Annotated in this window: 17 protein-coding genes and 2 pseudogenes; 14 read left to right on the top strand and 5 right to left on the bottom strand. The window is 75.2% G+C overall.

The annotated features are described in order from the left end of the window. Nucleotides 1-234: 234 nt before the first annotated feature. Nucleotides 235-1,308 carry an ArsO family NAD(P)H-dependent flavin-containing monooxygenase gene (locus D476_RS0118005; RefSeq protein ID WP_026123619.1) on the bottom strand — a complete coding sequence of 358 codons (1,074 nt, stop codon included), beginning with the start codon at nucleotides 1,306-1,308 and terminating at the stop codon, nucleotides 235-237. Nucleotides 1,309-1,512: 204 nt separating this feature from the next. Next, on the bottom strand, nucleotides 1,513-2,250 hold the full coding sequence (locus D476_RS0118000) for an SDR family oxidoreductase (RefSeq protein WP_026123618.1): 738 nt from the start codon (nucleotides 2,248-2,250) through the stop codon (nucleotides 1,513-1,515). 104 nt (nucleotides 2,251-2,354) lie between these two features. On the opposite strand from D476_RS0118000, the pseudogene D476_RS39925 reads away from it, so the two are divergent. The 3 genes and pseudogenes from D476_RS39925 to D476_RS33705 all read left to right on the top strand — a co-directional run. Beyond that, a pseudogene (locus D476_RS39925) lies at nucleotides 2,355-2,408 on the top strand (hypothetical protein); the annotation flags it as partial. 53 nt (nucleotides 2,409-2,461) lie between these two features. Next, a pseudogene (locus tag D476_RS40145) lies at nucleotides 2,462-2,509 on the top strand (hypothetical protein); the annotation flags it as partial. A 21-nt stretch (nucleotides 2,510-2,530) separates the two neighbouring features. After that, the gene (locus D476_RS33705; protein WP_017625325.1) at nucleotides 2,531-3,235 is read left to right on the top strand and encodes a LysR substrate-binding domain-containing protein; all 705 of its coding nucleotides are present in this window, start codon (nucleotides 2,531-2,533) and stop codon (nucleotides 3,233-3,235) included. Between the two features lie 575 nt (nucleotides 3,236-3,810). Here D476_RS33705 and D476_RS0117985 read toward each other — a convergent pair. Next, on the bottom strand, nucleotides 3,811-4,680 hold the full coding sequence (locus D476_RS0117985; protein WP_017625323.1) for an SCO6745 family protein: 870 nt from the start codon (nucleotides 4,678-4,680) through the stop codon (nucleotides 3,811-3,813). A gap of 337 nt (nucleotides 4,681-5,017) precedes the next feature. Here D476_RS0117985 and D476_RS0117980 point away from each other — a divergent pair, with 337 nt between their 5' ends. Together D476_RS0117980 and D476_RS0117975 are read left to right on the top strand one after the other, a co-directional pair. Further along, on the top strand, nucleotides 5,018-6,196 hold the full coding sequence (locus D476_RS0117980; protein WP_017625322.1) for a DUF418 domain-containing protein: 1,179 nt from the start codon (nucleotides 5,018-5,020) through the stop codon (nucleotides 6,194-6,196). Nucleotides 6,197-6,332: 136 nt separating this feature from the next. Then, complete coding sequence (locus D476_RS0117975) at nucleotides 6,333-7,547, top strand: MFS transporter (protein ID WP_017625321.1); 1,215 nt, start codon at nucleotides 6,333-6,335, stop codon at nucleotides 7,545-7,547. Nucleotides 7,548-7,655: 108 nt separating this feature from the next. Here D476_RS0117975 and D476_RS0117970 read toward each other — a convergent pair whose 3' ends face one another. Next, a complete protein-coding gene (locus tag D476_RS0117970; RefSeq protein ID WP_017625320.1) occupies nucleotides 7,656-8,363 on the bottom strand; it encodes an SOS response-associated peptidase in 708 nt (235 codons plus the stop codon). A 265-nt stretch (nucleotides 8,364-8,628) separates the two neighbouring features. On the opposite strand from D476_RS0117970, the gene D476_RS0117965 reads away from it, so the two are divergent. Both D476_RS0117965 and D476_RS0117960 read left to right on the top strand, forming a co-directional pair. Beyond that, a complete protein-coding gene (locus D476_RS0117965; RefSeq protein ID WP_017625319.1) occupies nucleotides 8,629-9,846 on the top strand; it encodes a cytochrome P450 family protein in 1,218 nt (405 codons plus the stop codon). 97 nt (nucleotides 9,847-9,943) lie between these two features. Then, nucleotides 9,944-10,873: an MBL fold metallo-hydrolase gene (locus D476_RS0117960; protein ID WP_152529378.1), complete on the top strand. Its 930-nt coding sequence runs from the start codon at nucleotides 9,944-9,946 to the stop codon at nucleotides 10,871-10,873. 45 nt (nucleotides 10,874-10,918) lie between these two features. Here D476_RS0117960 and D476_RS0117955 read toward each other — a convergent pair whose 3' ends face one another. Next, entirely contained in the window at nucleotides 10,919-11,509 is a 591-nt protein-coding gene (locus D476_RS0117955; protein ID WP_017625317.1) for a Uma2 family endonuclease, read from the bottom strand. 1,331 nt (nucleotides 11,510-12,840) lie between these two features. Here D476_RS0117955 and D476_RS33700 point away from each other — a divergent pair. The 7 genes from D476_RS33700 to D476_RS0117920 all read left to right on the top strand — a co-directional run bounded on the left by D476_RS33700 (nucleotide 12,841) and on the right by D476_RS0117920 (nucleotide 23,093). After that, nucleotides 12,841-13,614 carry a S1 family peptidase gene (locus D476_RS33700; RefSeq protein WP_338036246.1) on the top strand — a complete coding sequence of 258 codons (774 nt, stop codon included), beginning with the start codon at nucleotides 12,841-12,843 and terminating at the stop codon, nucleotides 13,612-13,614. A gap of 1,350 nt (nucleotides 13,615-14,964) precedes the next feature. Next, nucleotides 14,965-15,471 carry a YdcF family protein gene (locus tag D476_RS33695; protein ID WP_017625316.1) on the top strand — a complete coding sequence of 169 codons (507 nt, stop codon included), beginning with the start codon at nucleotides 14,965-14,967 and terminating at the stop codon, nucleotides 15,469-15,471. A gap of 387 nt (nucleotides 15,472-15,858) precedes the next feature. Then, the gene (locus tag D476_RS0117940) at nucleotides 15,859-16,305 is read left to right on the top strand and encodes a hypothetical protein (protein ID WP_040726584.1); all 447 of its coding nucleotides are present in this window, start codon (nucleotides 15,859-15,861) and stop codon (nucleotides 16,303-16,305) included. Beyond that, the gene (locus tag D476_RS0117935) at nucleotides 16,305-17,714 is read left to right on the top strand and encodes a hypothetical protein (RefSeq protein WP_017625314.1); all 1,410 of its coding nucleotides are present in this window, start codon (nucleotides 16,305-16,307) and stop codon (nucleotides 17,712-17,714) included. Before D476_RS0117940 ends, D476_RS0117935 begins: the two co-directional genes overlap by 1 nt. Before the next feature lie 2 nt (nucleotides 17,715-17,716). Further along, nucleotides 17,717-19,084, top strand: a complete 1,368-nt coding sequence (locus D476_RS0117930; RefSeq protein WP_017625313.1) for a VWA domain-containing protein — start codon at nucleotides 17,717-17,719, stop codon at nucleotides 19,082-19,084. Nucleotides 19,085-19,098: 14 nt separating this feature from the next. Continuing rightward, a complete protein-coding gene (locus D476_RS0117925; RefSeq protein ID WP_017625312.1) occupies nucleotides 19,099-20,223 on the top strand; it encodes an AAA family ATPase in 1,125 nt (374 codons plus the stop codon). Continuing rightward, a complete protein-coding gene (locus D476_RS0117920) occupies nucleotides 20,220-23,093 on the top strand; it encodes a DUF5682 family protein (protein ID WP_017625311.1) in 2,874 nt (957 codons plus the stop codon). Before D476_RS0117925 ends, D476_RS0117920 begins: the two co-directional genes overlap by 4 nt. Nucleotides 23,094-23,680: the final 587 nt, after the last annotated feature.

The raw sequence follows: 23,680 nt of genomic DNA, 5'->3' as shown, positions 1-23,680 counted from the left end.
GCCCGCAACCGGCAGAGGTTCCACCACTCCAGCGGACGCCGTTGGCGGCCGCATACCGGGCAGGACGGGCGCTTCGGTGAAGCTGCGCGGTGGAATCGACACCAGACCGCCCGACAAGCGGCGATTCCGCCGCACAGGATGCCTCCACCAGGGGCCCGGAAGCCGGACTCCGGCCCCGCAGGTACCGGCCCGGTGCCCGGTGGGGCCCAGAAGCGGTCGCCCTCCCTCAGCCCTTCAGGGTGTCAGCAGGGCCTTGATCTCCTTCACCGCGGCCTTGGCCGACATTCCGGCGCCGATGACGGTGGCCGAGGCCGGGCCCGTCCAGTCGCCGTAGCCGACCAGGTGCACGCGCGGGTCCGCGAGCAGCCTGGTGCCCTCGGTCGGCACGGCCCCGTCGCCGCCCGGCGCCACCAGGGGTGCCAGGTGCTCCAGCTCCGGACGGAAGCCGGTGCACCAGACCACCGCGTCGCACTCCCACTCCTGGCCGTCCGACCAGCGCGGCCCGCGTTCGGTCAGGCGTTCGAACATCGGGTGGGCCTTCAGCACGCCGCGGTCGCGCGCCTCGCGCACCGGCGGGACCATCACGATGTCGCCGAGGGCGCCGACCCCGTCGGCCTCCCGCCCTTCGCGGCGTGCCGCCGCCTTGCGGGTGGCGACGTCGAACAGCGCCCGGCCGTCGACGTCGTCGGGCATGAGGCGGGGCTCGCGCCGGGCGGCCCACAGGGTGTCGGCCACCTGCGACAGCTCCGCGAGGATCTGCGCCGCCGAGTTGCCCCCGCCCACGACCGCCACCCGCATCCCGGCGAAGGGGTCGGGGCGCCGGTAGTCGGCGGCGTGGAGCTGGAGCCCGCCGAAGCGGTCCCGTCCCGGGTGGTCGGGGGTGTAGGGGCGCCGCCAGGTGCCGGTGGCGCTCACCACTGCGCGGGCGCGCCACACCCGCGGGCCGTCAGGGGTGCGCGCCTCCACGGCCAGGCGGTCCCCGTCGGGGCGGACCGCCCGCACGTGCACCGGGCGCCGGACGGGCAGGGCGTACCGCTCCTGGTAGTCGGAGAGGTACCGGACGACGTGGTCGGCGGTGGGGAAGGGCTCGCCCGGCTGCTCGGGCATCCACCACCCGGGCAGGGGGCTGTGCTCGGCCGGGGAGAACAGGCGCAGCGAGTCCCAGTACTCGGTCCAGGCCCCGCCTGGGCGGGAGCGGTCGTCGAGCAGCAGGTGGCCGAGCCCGGTGCGGCGCAGGTGGTAGCCGACCGCCAGCCCCGCCTGCCCCGCTCCGACCACCGCCACGTCGATGTCCGCGTTCGGCTCCACACCCGCCCCTTCCGCCCGGTTGCGCACTCCCCCGTGCCAACCGGCCCCGGGCTCTTCCTGTTCCGGTGGCGCGGCCGGAGGGGGTCGGCTTTCGGCGGCGGTACGGCAGACCGGCGGCGCTCCGCGTCGGCCCCGGGCGGCGCTCGGGCGGCGCTCGGCGATGTCAGGCGCCCGAGCCGGTCCGCCGCGCCCGCGGCCGCCCCCTCACCAGGGGATCACCCCGTCGTCGTTGAAGAACCCACCGGTGGGCCCGTCGTCGGGCAGGGTGGCCAGCCGGATGCCGATCGCCGCCCCCTGCTGCGGCGTGCGCACGCCCCGGTGGCCGTTGAGGTCGGTCGCGGTGAAGCCGGGGCAGCAGGCGTTGACCAGGATGCCGCTGCCCTGGAGCTCCTTGGCGTACTGGACGGTGACGGCGTTCAGGAACGTCTTGGAAGGGGCGTAGGCGACGGCGATCGGCCCCGTCTCGGCACCGGGTGTGGACTGGTTGGTCAACGAGCCCACACCACTGGAGATGTTCACGATCCGCGGCGCCCGCGATCGGCGCAGCAGCGGGAGCAGTGCGTTGGTCACCCGGATGACGCCGATGACGTTGGTCTCCACGACCGACCGCACCACCTCCAGGTCGGCGGTGGTGGGCATCTGTGCCGCTCCCCCGGTCACACCGGCGTTGTTGACGAGCACGTCCAGGCGCCCGGCGCGCCGTTCGATCAGGTCGGCCGCGGCCTCGGCGTCCGCGTCGTCGGTGACGTCGAGCGGCACGCCGAAGGCGTCGGCGCCGTCGGCGCGCAGCTTCTCCACGGCGCGCTCGCGCCGTCCGGCGTCGCGGGCTCCCACGCCCACACTCCACCCGAGCGCGCCGAGCCCCGCCGCGATCTCGTACCCGATCCCCTTGTTCGCGCCGGTCACCAGCGCGACGGTCTGTCCATTACCTTGTTCGGCCATGGGGCCGATCCTGGCCCCGGAGCCCGGCAGGGTTCCAACACCGATCGGGTGGGCGCCGATACCGCACGGGTATCGGTACCGGTGGGCTCGGATACGGTGGCGGCGTGGAGACCCGGGAGTTGCGCTATTTCGTCGCGGTGGCCGAGGAGCTGCACTTCGGCCGGGCGGCCGAACGGCTGGGGATCGCACAGNGGGCACCCCCCCCCCGCCGCTGTCGCGGGCGATCCAGCGGCTCGAACGGCGCCTCGGTGCGGCGCTGTTGGAGCGGTCGGGGCGCACGGTGTCCCTCACCGCGGCCGGGGCGGTGCTGCTGCGGGAGGGGCGGGCCGCCCTGGCGGCGGTCGAGGCCGCCGAGCGCCGGACCCTGCGCACGGCCCGGGCGGCCGCCGGGCCTCCCGCCCTGGTCCTGGCGACCAAGGCGGGGGCGACCGGCGACCTGCTGGCGGGGCTGCTGGAGGCCTATGCCGCCGACCCCGGCGCGGTCCCGGTCGACGTGGTGCTGTGCGGGATCGGCGAACAGGAGCGGCTGCTGCGCGAGGGACGGGCCGACGTGGCGCTGCTGCACCGCCCCTTCGACGGGACGGCCGGGTTCGATACCGAGGAGCTGCGCACGGAGGGGCAGGTCGCGGTGGTCCCCGCGGGGCACCCCCTGGCCGACCGCCCGCAGGTGGCCACGGCCGACCTGGAGGCTCTGCCGGATCTGCCCCTGCCGCGCTGGCCCGGCCCGGACGGCTCGTACCCGCCGGGGCCGGGCCCCGAGGTGCGCGAGCCCGCGCAACTGCTGCAGTTCGTCGCGCTCGGCCGCGCGGTGGCGGTCCTGCCGGCGTCGGTCCGCTCCCAGTTGGGCGACGCGCTGGAGGCCGTGCCGGTGGTCGATGCGCCCCCGGTGACGACGGTGGTCGCGTGGCCCGCGCACAGCCGCTCCCCGGCGGTCGCGGGCCTGGTGCGGGCGGCCGCGCGGCTGTCGGAGTCCCCTCCGGCCTGAGGGCCCGACCCCTGCCGACGAGTGTCGGCGGGAGGAGGCGGCGCCCGTCCGCCCGGTCTTCCGTCTCACTCAGAGCGGGCGGTGACCGGTGAATCCCCGGCGACCTGCGCAAGCGCGGTGGCCACGACCGCTTCCCGGACCCCGCGGCTCCGGCGCTGCGCGCCGCCCGGATCGGGCGAGACACCGGGTGGGGCCGCCCGGGGCGAGGGAGAACCGCACGGGTGAAAGGAGACCGGACAGCGGCCCGCTCAGATCGTTGATGGGATATGTGTGCCCCGGTCAGTGGCCGAAGACCACCGGCGGCCGCTCGGCCGGGGCACCGATCAGCCGGTCGCGCCCGATCGCGGCCCCAAGCGCGCGGCCCCTCCGGCACACCCCGGCCCACAGGCCCCGGCCACGGGCGCTCCTCGCCGTGTCCGCAGCCGATACAGGGTTTCCCGTCAACGATCTCAGTCCGCGTGCGCGCGGTGCCGCGCGGGCGGCGGCCCGCCGGAGCGCCTTCCGGCGGGCCGCCCCCTCCGGGGCGGGTCCCGGCCCTTGCGCGAGGCTTCGGGCTGCCAGGCGTGCTCCCGCCCCTACCTCTTCGGGTTCATCCATGGGAGCAGGGCCTCGCCCACCTCCTTGGCCAGCGGGGCCCCAAGGCGGGCCAGTTCCCTGCAGCCCTCCTCGCCCAGGGCCGCGTACGGCGCCGCCGACAGCCGGTCGGTGGCGGCCTCCAGTTCGGCCCGCTGCTCGGCGCCCTCGTCGGTCAGGGCCAGTTCGTCCTTGCGCACCAGGCCCCTGTCGCGCAGCCGCTCGACCGCCGCGTCCCACTCCTCCTCGGGCCAGGCGCGGCTCACCGTCAGGAACTTCACGGGCAGGTTGCCCACCGCCGCGTGGGCGACCAGCGCCTCCAGCCCGCTCGTGCCCTGGGCCACCAGCAGGGCGATGTGGCCGTCGCCCCGGAACTCGCGCAGCAGGGTCTGGGCGTGCCACAGCACCAGGTGCGGCTCCTCGGGCCAGGGCAGGGCCGCGTAGGCGGCGAACAGCGGGCGGCCGTCCAGCCGCTCGGCCGCCGCTTCGGCCGCGGTGCGGGCCAGCTCGGCCGCCCGGCGCATCTCGGCGGAGTCCACCCGGTCGCCGAGGACGCGCCGCAGCGCGGCGTCCATTCCGTCGAGCCGCGCCTTCAGGTAGGCCTCCGGGGAGGCGGCCTCCCAGACCGCGGGCACCGCCTGGCGCACCAGCCGCGGGCAGAAGTTGTAGAAGGTCGCGATGACCGCCTCCGCGGACACCGCCCCCATCGGCGCCGCCCGGCCGCCGAAGTAGGAGTGGCGCGGGTGGGCGCCCAGGTCCTCGTAGTTCTTCTGGACCTCCGGGGCGAAGTAGGCGCCGGAGTGGTAGCTCTCCAGGGAGGCCCAGGTCTTGCGGGCCAGGGCCGGGTCGATCCCGTGCGTGGCAGTGCTCATGTGGCCGCCTTTCCCGCGCCTGCCGGGGCGCAGTGGGGGTGGGAGGGTGCTCCGACCCTACCGAACGGCGTTCGGTGAACCGCTCGGGGGCCCATCCGACTTTCGGCCGACCGCCGGGCGCGGTCGTCGGTCCGCCGACGCACAGGCCGATACCGACGCCCGATGCCCCGCGGCGGCCCGCGTTCCTAGCGTCAGGGCCATGTCCGCTCCATCACCTGCGCCCGACCCGAAGGAACCACGCGGCCCGCGAGACGGCGGGCGGGACGGCGCCCCGCCCCCGCGCGGGCCGGTCAGCGCCCCCGAGCGCGCGCTGGCGCCCGACCTCGCCCGGGGCGCGATGCTGCTGCTGATCGTGCTCTCCAATACCGCCTTCCACCTGTGGGCGGCCGAGCACGGCCCCTCCGGCTGGCACCCGGTCGACGGCACGCCCCTGGACGGCGCCGTCCAGTTCGCCATGATCACCGCGTTGGACCTGCGCGCCTACCCGCTGTTCGCGTTCCTCCTCGGCTACGGGATGATGCGCCTGTACGAGCGCCAGGTCGCCCACGGCGCCTCCGGCCGCGCCGCGTCGCTGCTGCTGACCCGCCGGAGCCTGTGGATGGTCGCCTTCGGCGCCGTCCACGCCGCCCTGCTCATGGCCGGGGACATCGTCGGCGCCTACGGCGTCACCGGGCTCATCCTGGCCTGGCTGCTGGTGCGCCGCTCCGACCGGGTCCTGCTGGGCGTGGCCGCGGTGCTCACTCTGGCCGCCGCCGTCCCCGCCGTGCAGGGCCTGTGGGCCATCGCCTCCGAGGGGCTGACCGGGATCCCCTCGCCGGTGCCGCCGGAGGCCCCCTCGACCCACTTCTACGCCGCCGGTGAGGCCGACTGGGCGGCCGCCGCCCGGACGCGCATCACCACCTGGCTGTTCGTCACCGCCGCCGGTTCGCTTCTGGGGGTGACCAGCGTGGCGGCGATGGCGGCCGGGATGTGGGCGGCGCGCCACCGGGTGCTGGAGGAGCCCGGCCGCCACCTGCGGCTGCTGGGTTGGACGGCGGCCGTGGGCGTGCCGGTCGGCTGGCTGGGCGGGCTCCCTTCGGCGCTGGCGCACGTCGGCCTCCTGGAGGCGGCCCCGGCCGCGGTCGCCGAAGAGGGGCCGCTGCCTGCGCTGCAGTCGGCCACCGGGCTCCTGTGCGGGCTGGGGTACGCGGCCCTGTTCACCCTGGCGGCGCACCGGATCGCGGCGCGCGGTGGCCCCGGGCGGGCGGCCGGGGCGGTCGCAGCGCTGGGCAAGCGGTCGCTGTCGGGCTATATGGCGCATTCGCTACTGTTCGCCCCCGTGCTCGCCGCGTGGGGGCTGGGGCTGGGCGCCCATATGGGGAGCGCGGCGATGGCGCTGTTCGCCACGGCGGTCTGGCTGACCACGGTGGCCGCCGCCGAGGCCCTGGAGCGCGCGGGACGGCCCGGCCCCGCCGAGGCGCTGCTGCGCCGCCTCACCTACAGGCGCCCGGTGCACGCGGGCGGGACCAGGGTGTGACCCGGCGGCCCTCCGGGCGCGACGACTCTCACACCGCCGATCCCGGCCAAACGGAAGCGCTGCGCACGCGAAGGGTGTTGGCTGGGCCAGGGGCATGTCGTGCCCCATCATCCGACGACCCGAGAGAGGGAGCGCCTTGCCCATCGCACTGCTCGCCCTGGCCCTGGGGGGCTTCGGGATCGGCACCACCGAGTTCGTGGCCATGGGCATCCTGCCCGAAGTGGCCGAGTCCTACGGCGTCTCGATCCCCACCGCCGGGTACATGATCTCCGGGTATGCGCTCGGGGTCGTGATCGGCGCGCCGGTCCTGGCGGCGGTGGGGGCGCGGGTGGACCGCAAGCACCTGCTGTCGGCGCTGATGGGCGCGTTCACCCTGGGCAACCTGGCCTCGGCGGTGGCCCCGAACTTCGAGTTCCTGCTCGTGGCGCGGTTCCTGACCGCCCTGCCGCACGGCACCTTCTTCGGCGTCGGGGCGGTGGTGGCCGCGTCCCTGGTGCCGGCCACCAGGCGCGCCCAGGCCGTGTCGCTGATGATCGCCGGGCTGACCGTGGCCAACATCGTGGGCGTTCCCTTGGGCACCGCCGTCTCGCACGCCTTCGGCTGGCGCGCCACCTACCTGCTGGTGACGGCCGTGGGCGTGGTGACGCTGCTGGCGCTCGCCGCCTGGGTGCCCTCGCAGAAGCCGCACCCGGGCACCTCGGTCCGCGCCGAGCTCGGCGCCCTCAAGCGCGGCCAGGTCTGGCTGGCGCTGGCGGTGGGCGCGGTCGGGTTCGGCGGCATGTTCGCCTCCTACAGCTACATCTCCCCGATGATGACCGACGTCGCCGGGTTCGGCGCGGGCGCGGTCACCCTGATCCTGGCGGTGTACGGGGTGGGCATGACCCTGGGCAACCTGGTCGGCGGCCGGGCCGCGGACCGGTGGTCCGTGATGCCGACGATGTACGTGTGCATGGCCGCGATCGCCGCCGTGCTGCTGCTCATGCACGCGGTCGCCTCGTACAAGGCGCCCGCGGTGGCCGCGGTGTTCCTGCTGGGGTTCGCCGGGAGCGCGCTGATCCCGTCGCTGCAGATGCGGCTGATGAACGCCGCCGCGGACGCCCCCACGCTGGCCGCCGCGCTCAACCACGCGGCGCTGAACATCGCCAATGCGGCCGGCGCCTGGCTGGGCGGGCTGGTCATCGCCGCCGGGTACGGGTACACCGCGCCGAACCTGATGGGTGCGGGCCTGGCGGTGGTCGGCCTGGGTCTGGCGCTGGTCTCGGGTCTGCTGGACCGGCGCTCTTCCGGCGGGGGCGCGGGTACAGGGGCGCAGGCGGTGCCGGGCGCCGCCGAGCCCGCGCACGCGCGCTGAGGGGCCCGGCGCCGGGGCCCGGTCCGACTGGCGAAGAGGGGCGGTTCCCAGGGGTGCCCCTGGGAACCGCCCCTTGTCCTGTGCCCTCCGCCCCGTCCGCGGCCCGGCTCAGCCGACCTCGGCCAGCAGCGAGGGGTCGTTGTTGCGCGGGGAGCCGACCGCCCCGCCCACCCGCCGGGGCACCAGGTGCGGTTCGGGGACGGCGTCGAGGATCTCCCGCACCCGCTCCTTGGCGCTGGTCTCCGGGTCGAGCCAGTCGCCGACCATGTCCATCGGGAGCACGACCGGTGCCCGGTCGTGGATGCGGCCCAGCGAGTCCGAGGCCGGCCGGGTGAGCACGGTGCAGGTCCACACCCAGCGGTCCGGGTCGTCGCCGCCGGCGTCGGGGTCGGCCCACCGCTCGTAGAGCCCGGCGAAGGCCAGCGCCTCCTCCTCGGCCCCGTGCAGGTAGTAGGGCACCTTGCCGCCGTCGGTGCGCTGCCACTCGTAGTAGCCGTCGGCCGGGAGCACGCACCGCCGCCTCGTCGCGGCCGCGCGGAAGGCGGGCTTGTCGGTGACGGTCTCGGAGCGGGCGTTGATCAGCCGTGACGCCATCCGGCGGTCCTTGGCCCACACCGGCAGCAGCCCCCACCGGGCGTTGCGCATCTCGCGCACGGCCGCCCCGCCGTCGCCGCCCGCCTCCTCACGCACGATCCGCACGTGCTGGGTGGGGGCGATGTTGTAGGAGGGGGCCAGCGCCTCGCCCACGCGCCGCTCCACGTCGAACAGCAGCCGCAGCTCGTGGTCGTTCCGCGCGCTGACGTAGCGTCCGCACATCGTCCTGCCGCCCCTTCCTCGCACGGGTCACTGGGGACCGGGGAGGCGAAGGGTACCCCGCGGCACCGACACGCCCCCGCGACGGCGCGCCGCGGACGCGTCCCCTCCCCGCCCCGTAGGGCGGCCCGCCCCGGGGCGCGTCCGGATGCGGTCGCCANNNGGCCCCCCCGGCCCCCCCCCGCCGCATCCGGGGTAGGGCCCACCACGCCCCTCCCCGGCGCCGCGGCGCCGGGCCCCGAAAGCCCGCCAGGAGGACCTGGACCCCATGTCCGCGCACGACCAGAACACCGGCACCGCCGACGGGAAGCCGCCGATCCTCGACGGCCCCGGCTTCAAGCCCGACTCCCCCGCCCGCTTCGCCGAACTGCGCGAGCGCGGACCCATCCACCCGGCCCGCTTCACCAACGGGACCCAGGGGTGGGTGGTCGTGGAGCACGAGCTGGCGCGCAGCGCCCTGAACCACCCCGGTCTGCTCAAGGACCCGGCGGCCGCCGCGATCCGGCCCGACACCTACCGCCCCGGCACCGGATTCGCCGGGAACATGCTCATGGCCGACCCGCCCGACCACACGCGCCTGCGCAAGCTGGTCTCCGGGGCGTTCACCCCGCGCAGCACCGAGCGCCTGAAGCCGCGCATCGAGCAGATCTGCCGCGGCCTGCTGGACCGCATCGCCCCCAAGGGCCGCGCCGACCTGGTGCTGGACTACACCCGCCCGCTGCCGATGACGGTCATCTCCGAGCTGCTGGGGGTGCCCGAGGAGCGCCGCGACGAGTTCCAGGAGTGGTCCAACCAGGCGATGGGCGTCACCGGCGGCGACCGGATCGAGGGCGGCATCATGCTCAACCGCTACCTGGCCGAGCTGCTGGAGGACAAGCGCCGCGCCCCCGACGACGCCCTGCTCAGCGCGCTCATCTCCGTCCACGACGAGCACGACGGGCGCCTGTCCGACGAGGAGCTGCTGGGCACCGCCGTGCTGCTGGTGATCGCCGGGCACGAGACCACGGTCAACCTGCTGGGCAACGCCCTGGCGGTGCTGCTGCGCCGCCCCGACCAGGCCGACCGGCTGCGCGCCGAGCCCGACCTGCTGCCGGGCGCGGTCGAGGAGTTCCTGCGCACCGAGGCGCCGGTGGAGCTGACGCCCGCCCGGTTCGCCGCCGAGGACATGGAGCTGGGCGGTCGGCGCGTGGCCAAGGGCGACGCGGTCCTGGTCGCCCTCGGGTCGGCCAACCTGGATGCCGACGGCGCGGAGGCGGACGTGGCCCGCAAGGACGCGCGCCACCTGAGCTTCGGGCACGGGGTGCACTACTGCCTGGGGGCGCCGCTGGCCCGCGCCGAGGCCGTGATCGGGCTGCGCGAGCTGCTGACCCGCTTCCCGGACATGGCCGCCGAGGAGCCCGACGCGGAGCCGCCCCGGATCCCCGAGGGCATCATGCGGGGCCCGCTGAGCCTCCCCGTACGCTTCACCCCCGAATCCGCCGCCTGACCGGCGTCCCCCGCCCGCGCACCCCGGGGGCGGGGGTAGGCTCCGGCCCCGGAACCGCGGCCGGACCGGGCCGAACCGAGTGGGATTGGTGGGGCACGTGGGTGTCGCCGACGCGTCGCTGGAGGAGATCGTTCCCGGAGCCTACGCCTGGGTGCAGCCCGAGGGCGGGTGGTGGGTGAACAACGCCGGGCTCGTCTCGGCGCAGGACGGTTCACCGTCCATGGTGGTCGACACCTGCGTGTCCTCCGCGCGCACCCTCCGATTCCTGGAGGCCGCGGCCGAGGCCACCGGAGGCGCACCCGTTCGGCTGGCGGTCAACACCCACCAGCACGGCGACCACACCTACGGCAACCACCTGCTGCCCGGTGAGACGGTGATCGCCGCCCAGGAGAAGGCGCGCGACGGCATCGTGGAGGACCCGTTCTTCGACGGCGTGCCGGAGGTGTGGGAGCCGATGCCCGACTGGTCGGACGCGGTGCGGCGCCCGCCGGAGCTGACCTTCCGCGAGGAGCTGACCCTGCACGTGGGCGGGGTTCGGGCCGAGGTGCGCCACCCGGGGTACACCGCGCACACCCCCGGGGACGCGGTGGTGTGGCTGCCCGAGCAGCGGGTGCTCTACGCCGGGGACCTGGTGTTCAACCAGGTGACGCCGCTGATCTTCATGGGGTCGCTGGAGGGGGCGCGCCGGGCGGTGGAGTGGCTGGACGGGTTCGACGCCGACCACCTGGTGCCGGGCCACGGGGCGCTGCTGGAGGGGACCGGGATCGCCGAGGCCCTGGCCGAGCAGGAGCGGTACTACGCGTTCGTGGCGCGGACGGCCGAGCGGGGCCGCGAGGACGGCGCCGGCCCCTTGGAGGCGGCGCGCGGGGTCGACCTGGGCGAGTTCGCGTCCTGGCCGGACGCCGAGCGGATCGTGCTGAACCTGCACCGCGCCTACGCCGAGGCCGAGGGGCGTCGGATGGACATGATCGCCGCGTTCACCGACACCCTGGCGTTCACCGGCGGGCCGCTGCCCTGCGATGCCTGACCGGAGCGGCCGGGGCGCGGCCCCGGCCGCACGGCACGGCGCCGGTCAGCGCGCCCTCCTCCGGCGGATCTCCTTCAGGTCGATGTCGAGCGGGAACGGGCTAGAGGCCTTGAAACGGTCGTGGTGGATACCGGAGGGACCATAGGACCGCGTCGACGGGTCGAGATCATAGGTGTAGACGACGGCCGAATCGTCGTCGGCCTCCTCGATGCGCCAGAAATGGGGAATTCCGGCCCGGGAATACTTTGCCGGTTTCGTCTCGCGATCGCGGTCTTCCGAATCCGGGGAGACCGCTTCGATGACGAGGAGGACGTCCTCGGGGACATAGAAGGTGTCCGGGTCCAGGGCCAAGAACGCCGCCTCCCGCACGACGAGGACATCAGGCTCGGGGACCTGGCGGACGCCGACCTTCAACGCCATCCCCCGGTCGGCCCGCCATCCCGCGGGCACTTGGGCGTCAAGCTCGCCCCGAAAGCGGTCGACGACGCTGGAATGCCATTTCCTCTGCGGACTCACGAAAACCAGGCTGCCATCGATCAGCTCGGTGTGCGGCGGAAGCCCGGGCATCCGCAGGAATTCGTCCGCCGAAAACCCCTCGGGCGGCGGGATGACCCAGTCCGGCAGCGGTGCTGTCATGAGTCCAGCCTACCCGGGAGCCCTCTTCGCGCACCTCTGTTCGGCGAAGTGGGTTCCATAAAGGGAGGGGCCGCCGCACCCAACAAGGAGGGTTCGGGATGCCCGCAAGGAGCCAATGAGGCCGACCCGAGTGCCACCGCACCCCATCGGCCCAGCCACTGGCACTGAAAGGCTCCGACCGGAACCCGATTGGCTCAGGCGCACGGGTGTGACCTCGGTCGCCGTCCGTTGCCGAGTACCCCCGTTCGAAGGGGGCAAACCGCCCCTCACCGCCCTCCCGGGGCCTACCCCGATCACCCCGCCAGGAGTGCGACGCCCTCCCAGCCCCCCTTCGGCCGTCTCCATGTCCGGGGTGCGGGCGTGCGGCACCCGGAACCGGTCCGTGTTCGACCGCCACCTCGTCCAGGTCCCACCGGAGCCGGTACAGCTCCAGCACCGACGTTCAGCGGCCCGGGTCTGCCGCCTCCCCTCCGGTCCCGGCCTCCCCGAAAGCGAAGGACGCATCGGCGCCCTAACGGGCCGCCCTCCGCCGATTCGGTCCGCGCCGACGGCGGCGGGAATCCGGGTCGACTACGCACCGCGCACACCACGTCTGCGACCTGCACCGTCGCACAGCAAACACACAGCGGCCACATTGACCGCATACGGCCACATCACTCCCTTCCGCCCCGCCCGGACCACGGCCGGGCCTCACGGGACGCGATCATCCGTCGCCATCAAGACGGATATTTCATGATTCAACTTTACAGTCGTTCACGTTCCGTCATATGGAAACCTTCCGTCCGTTTAGTTCACCGAACGTGACGCACTGGTGCGCACCTCGCATTCGGCCTAAATTCCCTTCCCGTTCGGCGGACGCCCGCCGAGCACCGGTACCGCGCCGCCCCACACGGCGCGGACGGGAGGGGACTGACCGCCGCGCCCCCGCTCGGCGCAGGCCCACCCGCACGGTTCCCCCGCGACTGGAAAGGCACCGAGTTGCCACACTTCCCCCGCACATCCCCCGCGCTGCGCCTGCTCGCAGGTGCGGCCCTGGCGTTCGGCCTGTTCCCCGCCACCGCCACGGCGGCCCAGGCCGACTCCCCCGCCCCATCCGCTCCCCCCGAGCAGATCGACGCCATGGAGCGCGACCTCGGGCTGACCGAGGCCGAGGCCCACGACCTGCTGGACGCCGAGGCCCGGGCACGCGCCACCGAGGCCGAGCTGCGCGACGAGCTGGGCGAGGACTTCGGCGGCGCCGTCTTCGACATCGCCACCGAGACCCTGACGGTCCAGGTNCCGGCGCGGAGCCGCAGGTCGTCTCCCGGGGCGAAGAGGGCCTCGGCGAGGTGATGGACGCCCTGGACGCCGCCGCCGGGCAGGCCGGGCCCAAGGTCCACGGCTGGTACGCCGACACCGCCGCCGACACGGTCGTCGTCGCGGCCGCCGCCGGTGAAGCCGCGGCCGCGGAGTCCTTCGCCGAGGCCGCGGGCGTCCCCGCCGACGCCGTGCGCGTCGAGGAGGAGGCCGCGGCGCCGCAGCCCCTCGCCGACATCGTCGGCGGCACGCCCTACTACTTCGAGCAGGCCGGCGGCTGGTACGTCTGCTCGGTCGGCATCCCCGTCGAGGGCGGCTACGTGACCGCCGGGCACTGCGGCGAGGCCGGGAGCAGCACCTGGCAGGAGGCCCCCGGCAGCACGCGGACCGGGACGGTCGCCGAGTCGGTCTTCCCCGGCCAGGACGCCGCCTGGGTCCGTACCGCGCCCGGTTTCACGCCCGTGCCGCAGGTCAGCGACCACAGCGGCGGAGCGGTGACGGTGACCGGCTCCCAGGAGGCCGCGGTCGGCGCCTCGGTGTGCCGCTCCGGCCAGACCACCGGCTGGCACTGCGGGACCGTCCAGGCCAAGGACCGGACCGTCAACTACGAGGAGGGCGCCGTGCGCGGGCTGACCCAGACCAGCGCCTGCGCCGAGGGCGGGGACTCAGGCGGCTCGTGGCTGAGCGGGACCCAGGCCCAGGGTGTGACCTCCGGAGGCTGGGGCAACTGCACCTCCGGCGGGCAGACCTACTTCCAGCCGCTCAACCCGGTCCTGTCGCAGTGGGACCTGACCCTGCTCACGGGATGACCGCACAGACGGGGACGGCCCACCGCTGAGGGGCCGTCCCTCCTGCGAGGCCCCGCCGGGCAGCCCTTCCTTCCTGCCCGGCGGGGCCTTCGCGTGCCCGGATGGACGGGCCCCTGCGCGGCGCCGGGCCAGGGGGCGCTTCCCGGAACATCTGCGGCCCGTGGCCGCGCGCCTCGTGCGCCGTGCTCACCGCGGCCCGCATGAATACGTCCCGGCGACGGTCGCGGCCGCGGTGCGGCCGGTGGGGCGGCCGCGGGTGTGCGCCTCGGGCGGGGCGCACCGGCGTGCGGCGGCAGAGCCTTCCGGCCGGGACGCCCCTCATTCCGACCGTTGCTACGCATTGTATGCACTACCGCTGTGACCTGCGGCGTTACACGTGAAACCCGGGAGGTGCAGATTGGCCTGATCCGGTCATTCCACCCCCGCCCCGCGCCCGGCGCACCCGTGGCGCCACTACCCCCGGTGACCGGCTCGTCGACCGAAACCGGCGATTCCTCCACCCCCGTAGGCGCCGCCTCACCCAGCGCGTTCAAGAAACCGTCCTTTCGGTTCCCTTACGGAACGTGACTCATCGCCCCGATTCCTCTCTTTCCGCTAGATTCCTGGGCGTTCGATGCAATTGCATCTGACGGGTCGGCCGCCTGTCGCCCCGGCAGGCCGCACCGAGCACCACCCGAAGCGTCCGCCCAGGACGGGCCCCGACGCGGGCCGGGACCGTCCCCCGGCCCGTGCGGGGCCCAATCCCCCCGCCCCGGCCCGCTCCAAGCAGGCCCGGGAGGCGGGTGCGGGAGAACCGGCACACGGACGCGACGTGACACACCGCCGCACCGATGCAACTCTCCGCAACCTTTGCGCCGCGCCGTCCCGGGGCGCTGGACTTGGACGACCGCGGCGGGACGGAACCCGCCGACGGAGGGGCACCACCCTCCCCGGAGCGCCTTCCGCTCCCTGGTGCCCCACCGACAAGCGGCAGATGCCCGCAGCGGCAGCGGCCCGGGGGGACGTCCTCCTCCCGGGCCGCGCGGAGCACGGGCATCCGGAGAGGGGCGGGGCGGGCCCGCCCCGCACGGCGGGAGTCCCTGCGGCTGCGGGCGCGGCGCCGCGGCGCTAGGGTGCCTGCCGTGGACTCTGTGGAGCAGGACGGGAACGCCCACGCGCCGGCCGTGGGGACGCGGGAGCACGCGTGGGCGAGGATTCTGTGGGACTTCCACACCGCCCCCGCCGCCGAGGACGTCAAGGGCGACATCATCCTCGCCCTGGGAAGCCACGACGTCCGCGTGGCCCACCACGCCGNCCCCGGGGCCCCCCCCCCCCCCCCGCCTCTGGCGGCAGGGCGCCGCACCGCTCGTCGTGTTCTCCGGCGACCGGGGGCGGCGCACCGGCGGCGGCGACGGGCACGCCCGGTGGGCGCGCCCGGAGGCCGAGGTGTTCGCCGAAGCCTCGGGGCTGCCACAGGAGGCGGTCCTGCTGGAGGACCGGGCCACCAACACCGGGGAGAACTTCGGCTGCGCCCGCGCGCTGTGCCGGAGGCGGGGCATCCGGGTGCGCACGGCCGTGGCCACCGCCAAGCCCTACATGGCCCGCCGCGCGCTGGCCGCCGCCGCGGTCAACTGGCCCGAGGCCGAGTGGACGTTCAACGCCTTCGGCGGCGGCTACGAGGGCTACACCGACGACGCCCACCTGCCCGAGGAGCTGGTGGCGTTCCTCGTCGGCGACCTGCAGCGCCTGGCGGTCTACCCGGGACGGGGGTGGAGCGCTCCGGTGGACATCCCGCCCGCGGTCCGCGAGGCCTTCGCGGGCCTGGTCGAGGCCGGTTTCACCTCCCACCTGCTCTCCCGTGCGCCCGCGCGGCTCTGACGTCCCCGTGAGGGGCGCCGGGCACCCCGCCCCCTGGGGCAGCAGGACGCACCCGACGGCCGCGTAGTCGGGTGCGCGCGTGCGGGCGGCCGTTGCCGGGAAGGGTCGGCGTCCAGCCACACCCCGGCCTCGGGTGCGCGCGCGGGCGGGCGCAGCGGTCGGCCGCAACGGCCCGGCGGCGACGGCACCGTCTGCCGCATCGGGACTCCCGCTCCCCGTTCGCCCCCGTTTCTGTCACCGGGAGCCGATAGAAATACACCATCGCCGATCGACGACCGGCCCGGCACCGCCGTTCCGGACCCTCCATCGGCCCTCCCGAACATGCCCTCCCCCCGAAAAGGTGATGCCGTGGCTCCCCACGACCCCGGACCGGCGAGCGTGCTGTCGATGGTCCCGACCGTCCACGGCCGCAGGCTCGGCAAGGTCCCCTACGTCGAACTCGCCGACGGGCGGGTCCAGGGGGTGGTCTCCAGCGGATCGGCCGGAGAGCGCGTCTACGTGTCCTCCGTCTCCGCCGACTCCCGCACCCTGAGCTGCGCGACCAACAACAACCGCCCCTGCGGCGGCCTGCGCGGCGCACCCTGCAAGCACATCCGCTCGCTCATCGACGAGGCCTGCCGCCACTACGGCGCCGAGCGCGTCGCCGCCTACCTGCGGATGGACGCGGGCCAGGACGCCAAGGACGCGCTCATGGGCCTGCAGGGCCCGGTGGAGCCCGGCCCCACCGGCGTGGTCTTCACCCGTTTCCTGCGCTACCTGTCCTACCTGGAGCACCCGGGCACCACCGCACCCATCCCGGAGATGCACTGGTTCCCGGCGGGGAGGTCCGCCTGATGCTGCCCGCCGCCCTGACCGGGCTCCTCGCCTCCGCCCCGCCCGGGGTCGACGAGGCCCTGGAGCTCACCGACGGCCTGGACGCCGTCCTGACCGACGGCCTGGCCCGCCCCGGCGCCGAGGGCGCCCGGGCGCTGGGGGACCTCGCCGCGGCCACCGGCTCCTCGCCCCTGGCCGCCCCGGTGCGCGAGGCCGTCTCCTCCGTGGGGTCGGGGCCGGTCTCCGCCGCCTCCCTGGCCGCGCTCGCCGGTGCCCGCACCGCCCTGACCGGGGCCGTGCACGACGCCCTCCTGGCCGTCCTGGACACCGCGCTGGGCCGCACCCGCGCCGAGGCCCACGCCCCTGCGGCGCCCGCCGCCGCGCCCGCCCCCGAACTGGAGGGCGCCCGCGCCTGGCTGACCGAGCTGGCCGTGGCCGGGTGGCGCGGCGTCGACCGGGACCTGGCCGCCGGGGCCGACGCCGCCCTCACCCCGCTGCTGGAGGACCCGGCCCGGCGGCGGCTGGCGGTGCTGCTCGACGGGCTCGGCGCCGAGCTGCGCGCCCACTGCCCCCTCTCCGGCGACCAGGACCCCCCGGCCCGCCGCTGGGGCGACCTGTGGGCCCGCGCGGTACTGCTCGCCCAGGACGCCTTCCCCGCCTGGCCCGGCGCCCCCGCCGAGGAGGTCTCCGGCCGCCTGCTGCCGCTGGGCGCCGACCTCCACCAGCACCCCACCGCCTTCCAGGTCCAGGTCCACGCCCTGCTGGAGCCCTCCGGCGGCGGGCCCGCCCGGCTGGTGCGGACCTCGGTGTCGGCGCTCAAGGTCGACGTGCTCACCCGCGAGTCGGTGTGGGGGCTGGTGGCCGAGCACGCGGCGCTGCTCGGCGCGCTCGCCGAGCACCGTGCCCTCGAGGTCGAGGGCATGCCCCTGCTCGACGGCGGCGACCTGGTCTGGCACGACGACCGGGCCCGCAAGGGGGAGCCCGCCGACCGGTTCACCGCGGCCCGGCTGCACCTGTCCGGCGCCGCCGCCCCGGCCGTGCCCGCCCTGGAGCGGCACCCGGCGCGGATCGCCGAGCCGGTGCTGCTGGAGGGCTACGCCGCCAAGAGGACGACCGGGCCCGTCCCCGGGCTGGCGCTCGACCTGGACGGCGCGCGCCTGCCGGTGTCGCTGCTGCGCAGCCCCGACAGCTCCTCGCTCGACGTGAAGGCCGCGGCCTCCTCCGGCGCCTGCATCGGGCTGATGCGCTGGGACGCCGGCCAGTGGTCGGTGCAGCTGCTCGGGGTCGCCGCCAAGAAGGCCCCGGCAGGCCAGACGCACACGGCCGACTGGGCGCTGGGCCCCACCGACCCCAAGTCCGCCTCGGCGCTGCGCAAGTCCGACCCGCTGGGCACGCTCCGCGAGCGCGCCGGGAAGCTGCTGAGGAGGTGAGCATGGCCCCGACCGATCCGCCGCCCCCCGGTGGGGCGGGCCGCCCCGACCCGCACGAGAACCGCCGCCAGGTGCTGTACTGGCGCCTGCTGGCCCGCCTGTCCGGCGCCGAGGAGCAGCCCGCCCTGGAGTCGGCGAGCGTGGCCGCGGCCGAGGCCGTCGGCCTGCCCCCGGCCGTGATGGACCCCGGGGTGAGCGTCGACTCCCTGGTGCAGCGCTTCCCCGAGCTGGCCGCCGACCTGGAGGGGCTCTCCGAGGTCGCCGGGGACGGCGCCGAGGGCGCACCCGCCCCGGACGCCCCGGTCGGCGAGCAGGAGGTGCGCCGCGCCGCGCTGATGTCCAAGCTCCTGCTCAACGTGTTCTCCACCGGCTCGGGCAACGTCACCGCCGAGCAGCTGACGTCCTGGCAGTCCGACGCCGGGTGGCTGGAGCAGGCCTACGGGCACGCCCCCGGGTCGATGCGCGGGCGCCCGCAGGCGGGCGGCCTGGCCGGGACGCTGGGCGGGCTGGAGGGGGACCTGGTGCGCCGGATGCGGCTGCGCGAGGTCCTGGCCGACGACGCCCTGGCCGCCCGCCTGACCCCGAGCATGCCGCTCATCGAGCAGCTGCTCCGGGACAAGTCGAACCTGTCGGGCACCGCCCTGGCCAACGCCAAGGCGCTCATCCGGCGCTACGTCGACGAGGTGGCCGAGGTGCTGCGCACCCAGGTGGCGCAGGCCGGTTCGGGGACCGTGGACCGCTCGGTGCCGCCCAAGCGGGTCTTCCGCAACCTGGACCTGCAGCGCACGGTCTGGAAGAACCTGCCCAACTGGAGCCCTGAGGACCAGCGGCTCTACGTGGACCGGCTGTACTACCGGCGCACCGCCAAGCGGATCGAGCCCGCCCGGCTCGTCGTGGTGGTCGACCAGTCGGGCTCGATGGTGGACTCGATGGTCAACTGCACCATCCTGGCCTCCATCTTCGCCGGGCTGCCCAAGGTCGACGTGCACCTGGTCGCCTACGACACCCGCGCCCTGGACCTGACCCCCTGGGTGCACGACCCCTTCGAGACGCTGCTGCGCACCCGGCTGGGCGGCGGCACCGACGGCACGGCGGCCCTGGAGCAGGTCCGCCCCAAGATCGCCGACCCGCGCAACACCGTCGTGGTGTGGATCTCGGACTTCTTCGAGTGGAACGAGCGCACGGTGTTCGGCGGGATGGAGGCCCTGCACCGCTCGGGCGTGCGCTTCATCCCCGTCGGGTCGGTGACCAGCGGCGGCCGCCAGAGCGTCAACCCGTGGTTCCGGCAGCGCTTCAAGGACATGGGAACCCCCGTGCTCTCCGGGCACGTCAAGAAGCTCGTCTTCGAACTCAAGAACTTTCTCGGCTAGGAGTGGACCCCTCAATGACCGACCAGATGCTGCGCGCCCCCGCCGAGGTCGAGTACGCACAGGAGCTGGCCTGGCTGGAGTCGGTGGACGACGGCCCCAAGCCGTTCACCTGGCGGCTGAGCCCCAAGATGGTGCGCGCCTTCGTGCTGGGCTCCGAGCCCGGGGACGGCCTGGACCGCGAGATCTCCCAGAAGTGGTTCGGCGACCGCACCTTCGTCGAGCGCGCCATCGTCACCCTGGCCTCCGACCGCGGCCTGCTGCTCATCGGCGACCCCGGCACCGGCAAGAGCTGGCTGGCCGAGCTGCTGGCCGCGGCGGTCTGCGGCGACTCCACCCTGGTGGTGCAGGGCACCGCGGGCACCACCGAGGACCACATCAAGTACTCCTGGAACGTGTCCATGGTCATCGCCAAGGGCCAGTCCCGGGAGGCGCTGATCCCCTCGCCGATCATGACCGCCATGGAGCGCGGCGCCGTCGGCCGCTTCGAGGAGCTGACCCGCTCCACCAGCGACGTGCAGGACGCCCTCATCTCCATCCTGTCGGAGAAGTACGTGTCCATCCCGGAGCTGAACAGCGGAGACAACACCGTCTTCGCCAAGCCCGGCTTCGCGGTCATCGCCACCGCCAACAGCCGCGACAAGGGGGTCAACGACCTGTCCTCGGCGCTGAAGCGGCGCTTCAACTTCGTGAAGATCCCGGTGGTCTCCAACCGCCGCAGCGAGGCCGAGATCGTCCGCTTCCGCACCACCGAGCTGCTGCGGCGGCACGACATCTCCCTGGAGGTGCCGCCGTCCCTGCTGGACGTGCTGCTGCAGAGCTTCACCGACCTGCGCGCCGCCTCGGCGGCGGCCTCCGGCGACGACGAGCGCCTGGAGTCGGCGCTGTCCACCGCCGAGCAGATCGGCGTGCTGGAGGACGCCATCCTGCACAGCCACTTCTTCGGCGACAGCACCCTGCGCGCCCGGACGCTGGCCGGGTCCCTGGTGGGCTCGCTGGCCCGGCGCACCCCCGAGGACCTGGCCATCCTGAACAAGTTCTGGCACGGCGTGGTCGAGCCGCGCGGCGCCGACGAGGACGGGGCGGGGCCGTGGCAGGAGTTCCTGGAGGGCGGCAAGCAGGCGATCGAGGCCCTGTCGTGAGCACGGCCGCCGCGAACGGCGGCGCCCCGGCGGGCGCCGCCCCCTTCACCCCGCTGCGCGAGCGGCTGCGGGAGGCCGCCGACGAGTTCGCCGGGGCGCCGGGCGCGGCCGCCGACATCCTGGCCGGGATGGTCGACGACGTGGACCGGGCGCTGCGCGAGCCGGTGGAGGTCTTCCCCGTCGCCCACCACTCCCCCGCAGCGGCCCTGGCCATGGCGCGCCGCCTGCGGGAGAAGCGGCCCAAGGCGGTCTTCGTGGAGCTGTGCGAGGACCTGGCCCCGCTCCTGGACGAGCTGCGCAACTGCAAGCTGCCCGTGGCGCTGCAGGCCTTCGCCTCCGAGCCTGAGGGCCTGCCCTCCAAGGGCGGGCCGCTGAGCGTGATCGCGCCCATCACCGAGGCCTCGGCCGAGTACCAGGCCATCGCCTACGCCCTGGAGACCCCGGGGGTGGAGCTGGTGGCGGTGGACCGCTCGGTGGACCTGGTCTTCCAGTGGGACGCGGCCCGCCAGGCCGGTCCCGAGGGCGAGAGCGGCGAACAGGGCGGCGGGTCCGGGGACGGCGCCGCCGAGGCGGCGGGCCTGCACGGCGGCGCCGTGGGCGTGGAGATCGGAGACCTGCGCCCGCGCTTCGCCGACCTGGAGGAGCACCTGCTGCACCGCGGCCGGGTGCGCCACTGGTCGGAGTGGTGGGACCAGTACGTCGAACAGCCCCTGGCCCGCGCCGACCACGACACCTACCGCCAGGTCATGGTGGCCATCGGCGGGCTGTTCCGCCGCCTGTCGCCGCGCAACGCCCGCCTGGCCGTGGACGAGGACCGCGAGCGGCACATGTGGCGGCGCATCCGCGAGCACCTGGCCGCCACCGGCACCGACCCCGCCGACAGCGTGTTCGTGTGCGGCGCCTTCCACTCCGCCAGCCCGGTACAGGAGGCCTCCTCCACCGCCGGGGACGGCGGCTTCACCATCCCGCCGCCGACCGGCACCGACTGGCTGTACGGGCTCATCCCCTCCAGCAACTCGGCCATCGAGGCCCAGTTCTCCCTGGCCCAGGGGGCGGTGTCGGTCGCCTCGGCCACCTGGTCCAAACACGTGTCGGCGCGGACGGTGCGGCCGTTCCGCCTCAAGGGCCAGAAGGGCACGGGGGCGGCGGGCGGGCGTTCGGCCGCGCCCGCCGCGGCGGTGCCCACGCCCCCCGACCCCGGGCGGCTGTCGGGGTTCCTGTCCGCGCCGCCGGAGCTGGACCCGCTCGACGAGGCGGAGCTGCGTACCTGGTGCGTGGACCTGGTGCGGCTGGCCCGGCGCAACGGGTACGCCTCCAGCACCGCCGACGCCATCGCGGTCTATGAGACCTCGGTGCTGCTGGCGGGGATGCGCGACCGGGCCCGCCCCACCCCCTACGACTTCCAGGACGCGGCGGTCACCTGCATCGAGAAGGACACCGTGCCGGGCCGCCGGGACGTGCGGCGGCTGTGCGAGATCCTGCTCGGCGGGGACCGGGTGGGATCGGTGGGCTACCACTCGATGCCGCCGCTGGCCCGGGACGTGGCCGACCGCCTGGAGCCGCTCGGGGTGGACCTGGGCAAGCGCACCGTGCAGCGCATCCTCATCGACCTGCGGGCCGAACCGGAGCTGGCGCCGGCCTCCATGCTGCTGTGGCGGCTGCGGCGGGTCCTGGGCGATGCGGTGCGGCCCATCGCCGGGGCGTGCGCCCTGGGCGACCGGTCGGTCCAGGAGAGCTGGGACGTCTCGCTCGGCCGCGACCAGCGCTCGCTGATCGAGCTGGGGTATGAGGGCGTCACCGTCGAGCAGGTGCTCGAACAGCGGTTGCGGCGCGCCGCCTGGGACCCCAAGGCCACCGCCGCCTCGGTGCTGGCGGCGGCCGAGGACGCCATCGTGCTGCTGGACTCCCCGGCCCTGGTGGCCGAGCTGGGGCGGCGGGCGGTGGAGGTGCTGGCCTCCGAGCGCACCGCCGACGGCGCCCCGGAGGTGCTGCGCCGCTTCCGGGCGCTGGTGGCGCACTTCCGCGGCACCGGCGCGGGGCTCCCGGCCTGGTGCGAGGCGTTCGTGAAGGCGGGGTACGCGCACTACTGCACCCTGCTGCCGCGGGCCTTCGCCGAGGAGGAGGCGGGCGTCGGGCAGGTGGCGGCGATGCTGTCGTTCCTGTTCTCCCTGGAGAGCACGGCGCTGGCGCTGGGGTGCGACCGGGACCAGCTGGAGCTGGCGGTGGCGCAGTCGCACCCGGAGGACGCGGCCAAGGTGGCGCTGCTGTGGGCGGCCCGCCACCGGCTCGGGGCGCTGACCCGGGACGAGCTGCGGGCGCGCTGCGCGGAGCTGCTGGACAACCCGCTGGTGGTGCCGTCCTACCCGCGCTACCTGAGCGGGTTCGCCCAGGCGCTGGGGCCGGTGCCCGAGCTGGCGCCGTTCGTGGTGGAGGCGGTGTCCGAGGCGTTCGCGCGGCTGCCCGACCGGGTGCTGCTGCCGTGGCTGCCGGTCCTGGTGGAGACGCTGCGCAAGGACGCGGGGCCGATGATGGCCGCGCTGGTGCGCGAGGCCGGGCGCACGTTCCCGGGCAGGCTGGGGGCGCTGGACGCCTGGACGCCGCCGTGGGCTCGGGCGCAGGGGCCGGGCGGCGACGGGCCCGGGGCGGCGCCGCCCGGGTCCGGGGGCGGCGGCCCCGCCGCCGAGCTGCTGGACCGCCACCGGGCCTCCGGTGACGCCGTGGCGGCGGTCCTGGGGGTCGAGGGCGTGTGGTCGAGCCCGGGGGCCGGGGAGGGCGGGGACGCCTCTCCGGGGGCCCAGGAGGCGGCCGCCCTGGTCGGGCGCCACCCCGCGGCAGCGGCGGCGGTGGCCGCGCTCATCGGCCCGGCGTAGCGCGAGCGCGTCAGGCGCCGGGAACGCCGGTACCCGGGGGGCTGCCCCCCGGGTACCGGCGTCGGGACGGCGGGTCCGGGAGAACGGGCAGGGCCGTGCGGGGAGGGCGCCCCGAACGGCCCTGCTGCCTGCCGTCCCTAAGGTGCGGCCGCGCCACGGCGCCCTCTGTCGGAGGCGCCCCCGCTCGTCGATGAACGTGCCGCACGTTCCCAGGAGCACGTCGTCGGCGACCGGCCCATAGATCATTGATGGGAAGTCTCTGAACCTGCTGCGGACACGGCGAGGGGCGCCCGCGGTCGGTGCGTACGGGCCGGGTGCGCCAGAGTCGGGGCGTCGGGGCGGGTGGTCCGCACGCCGAAGGGCCGGTGGGGGCGGGGTGTGCCGGAGGAGGATCCGCGCGCTCTGCACCGCGATCCGGCGCCCGGCTGATCGGCGCCCCGGTCAAACGGTTACCGGCGGTCTTCGACCACTGATCGGGGCACATGAGTATGTCGACGAGAAGTGAGAGGGCATGTTCGCCGGTTCCGACAGCGTTCAGACCACCCGGCGCGGCGCGGTGCCGACGGGTTCAGACAGCACCACGGCCT

The sequence above is a fragment of the Nocardiopsis chromatogenes YIM 90109 genome (genome assembly GCF_000341185.1).
Taxonomy (GTDB): domain Bacteria; phylum Actinomycetota; class Actinomycetes; order Streptosporangiales; family Streptosporangiaceae; genus Nocardiopsis_A; species Nocardiopsis_A chromatogenes.
Note: the sequence above shows the minus strand (reverse complement) of the source record. Positions and strands in the feature narration are given on the sequence as shown.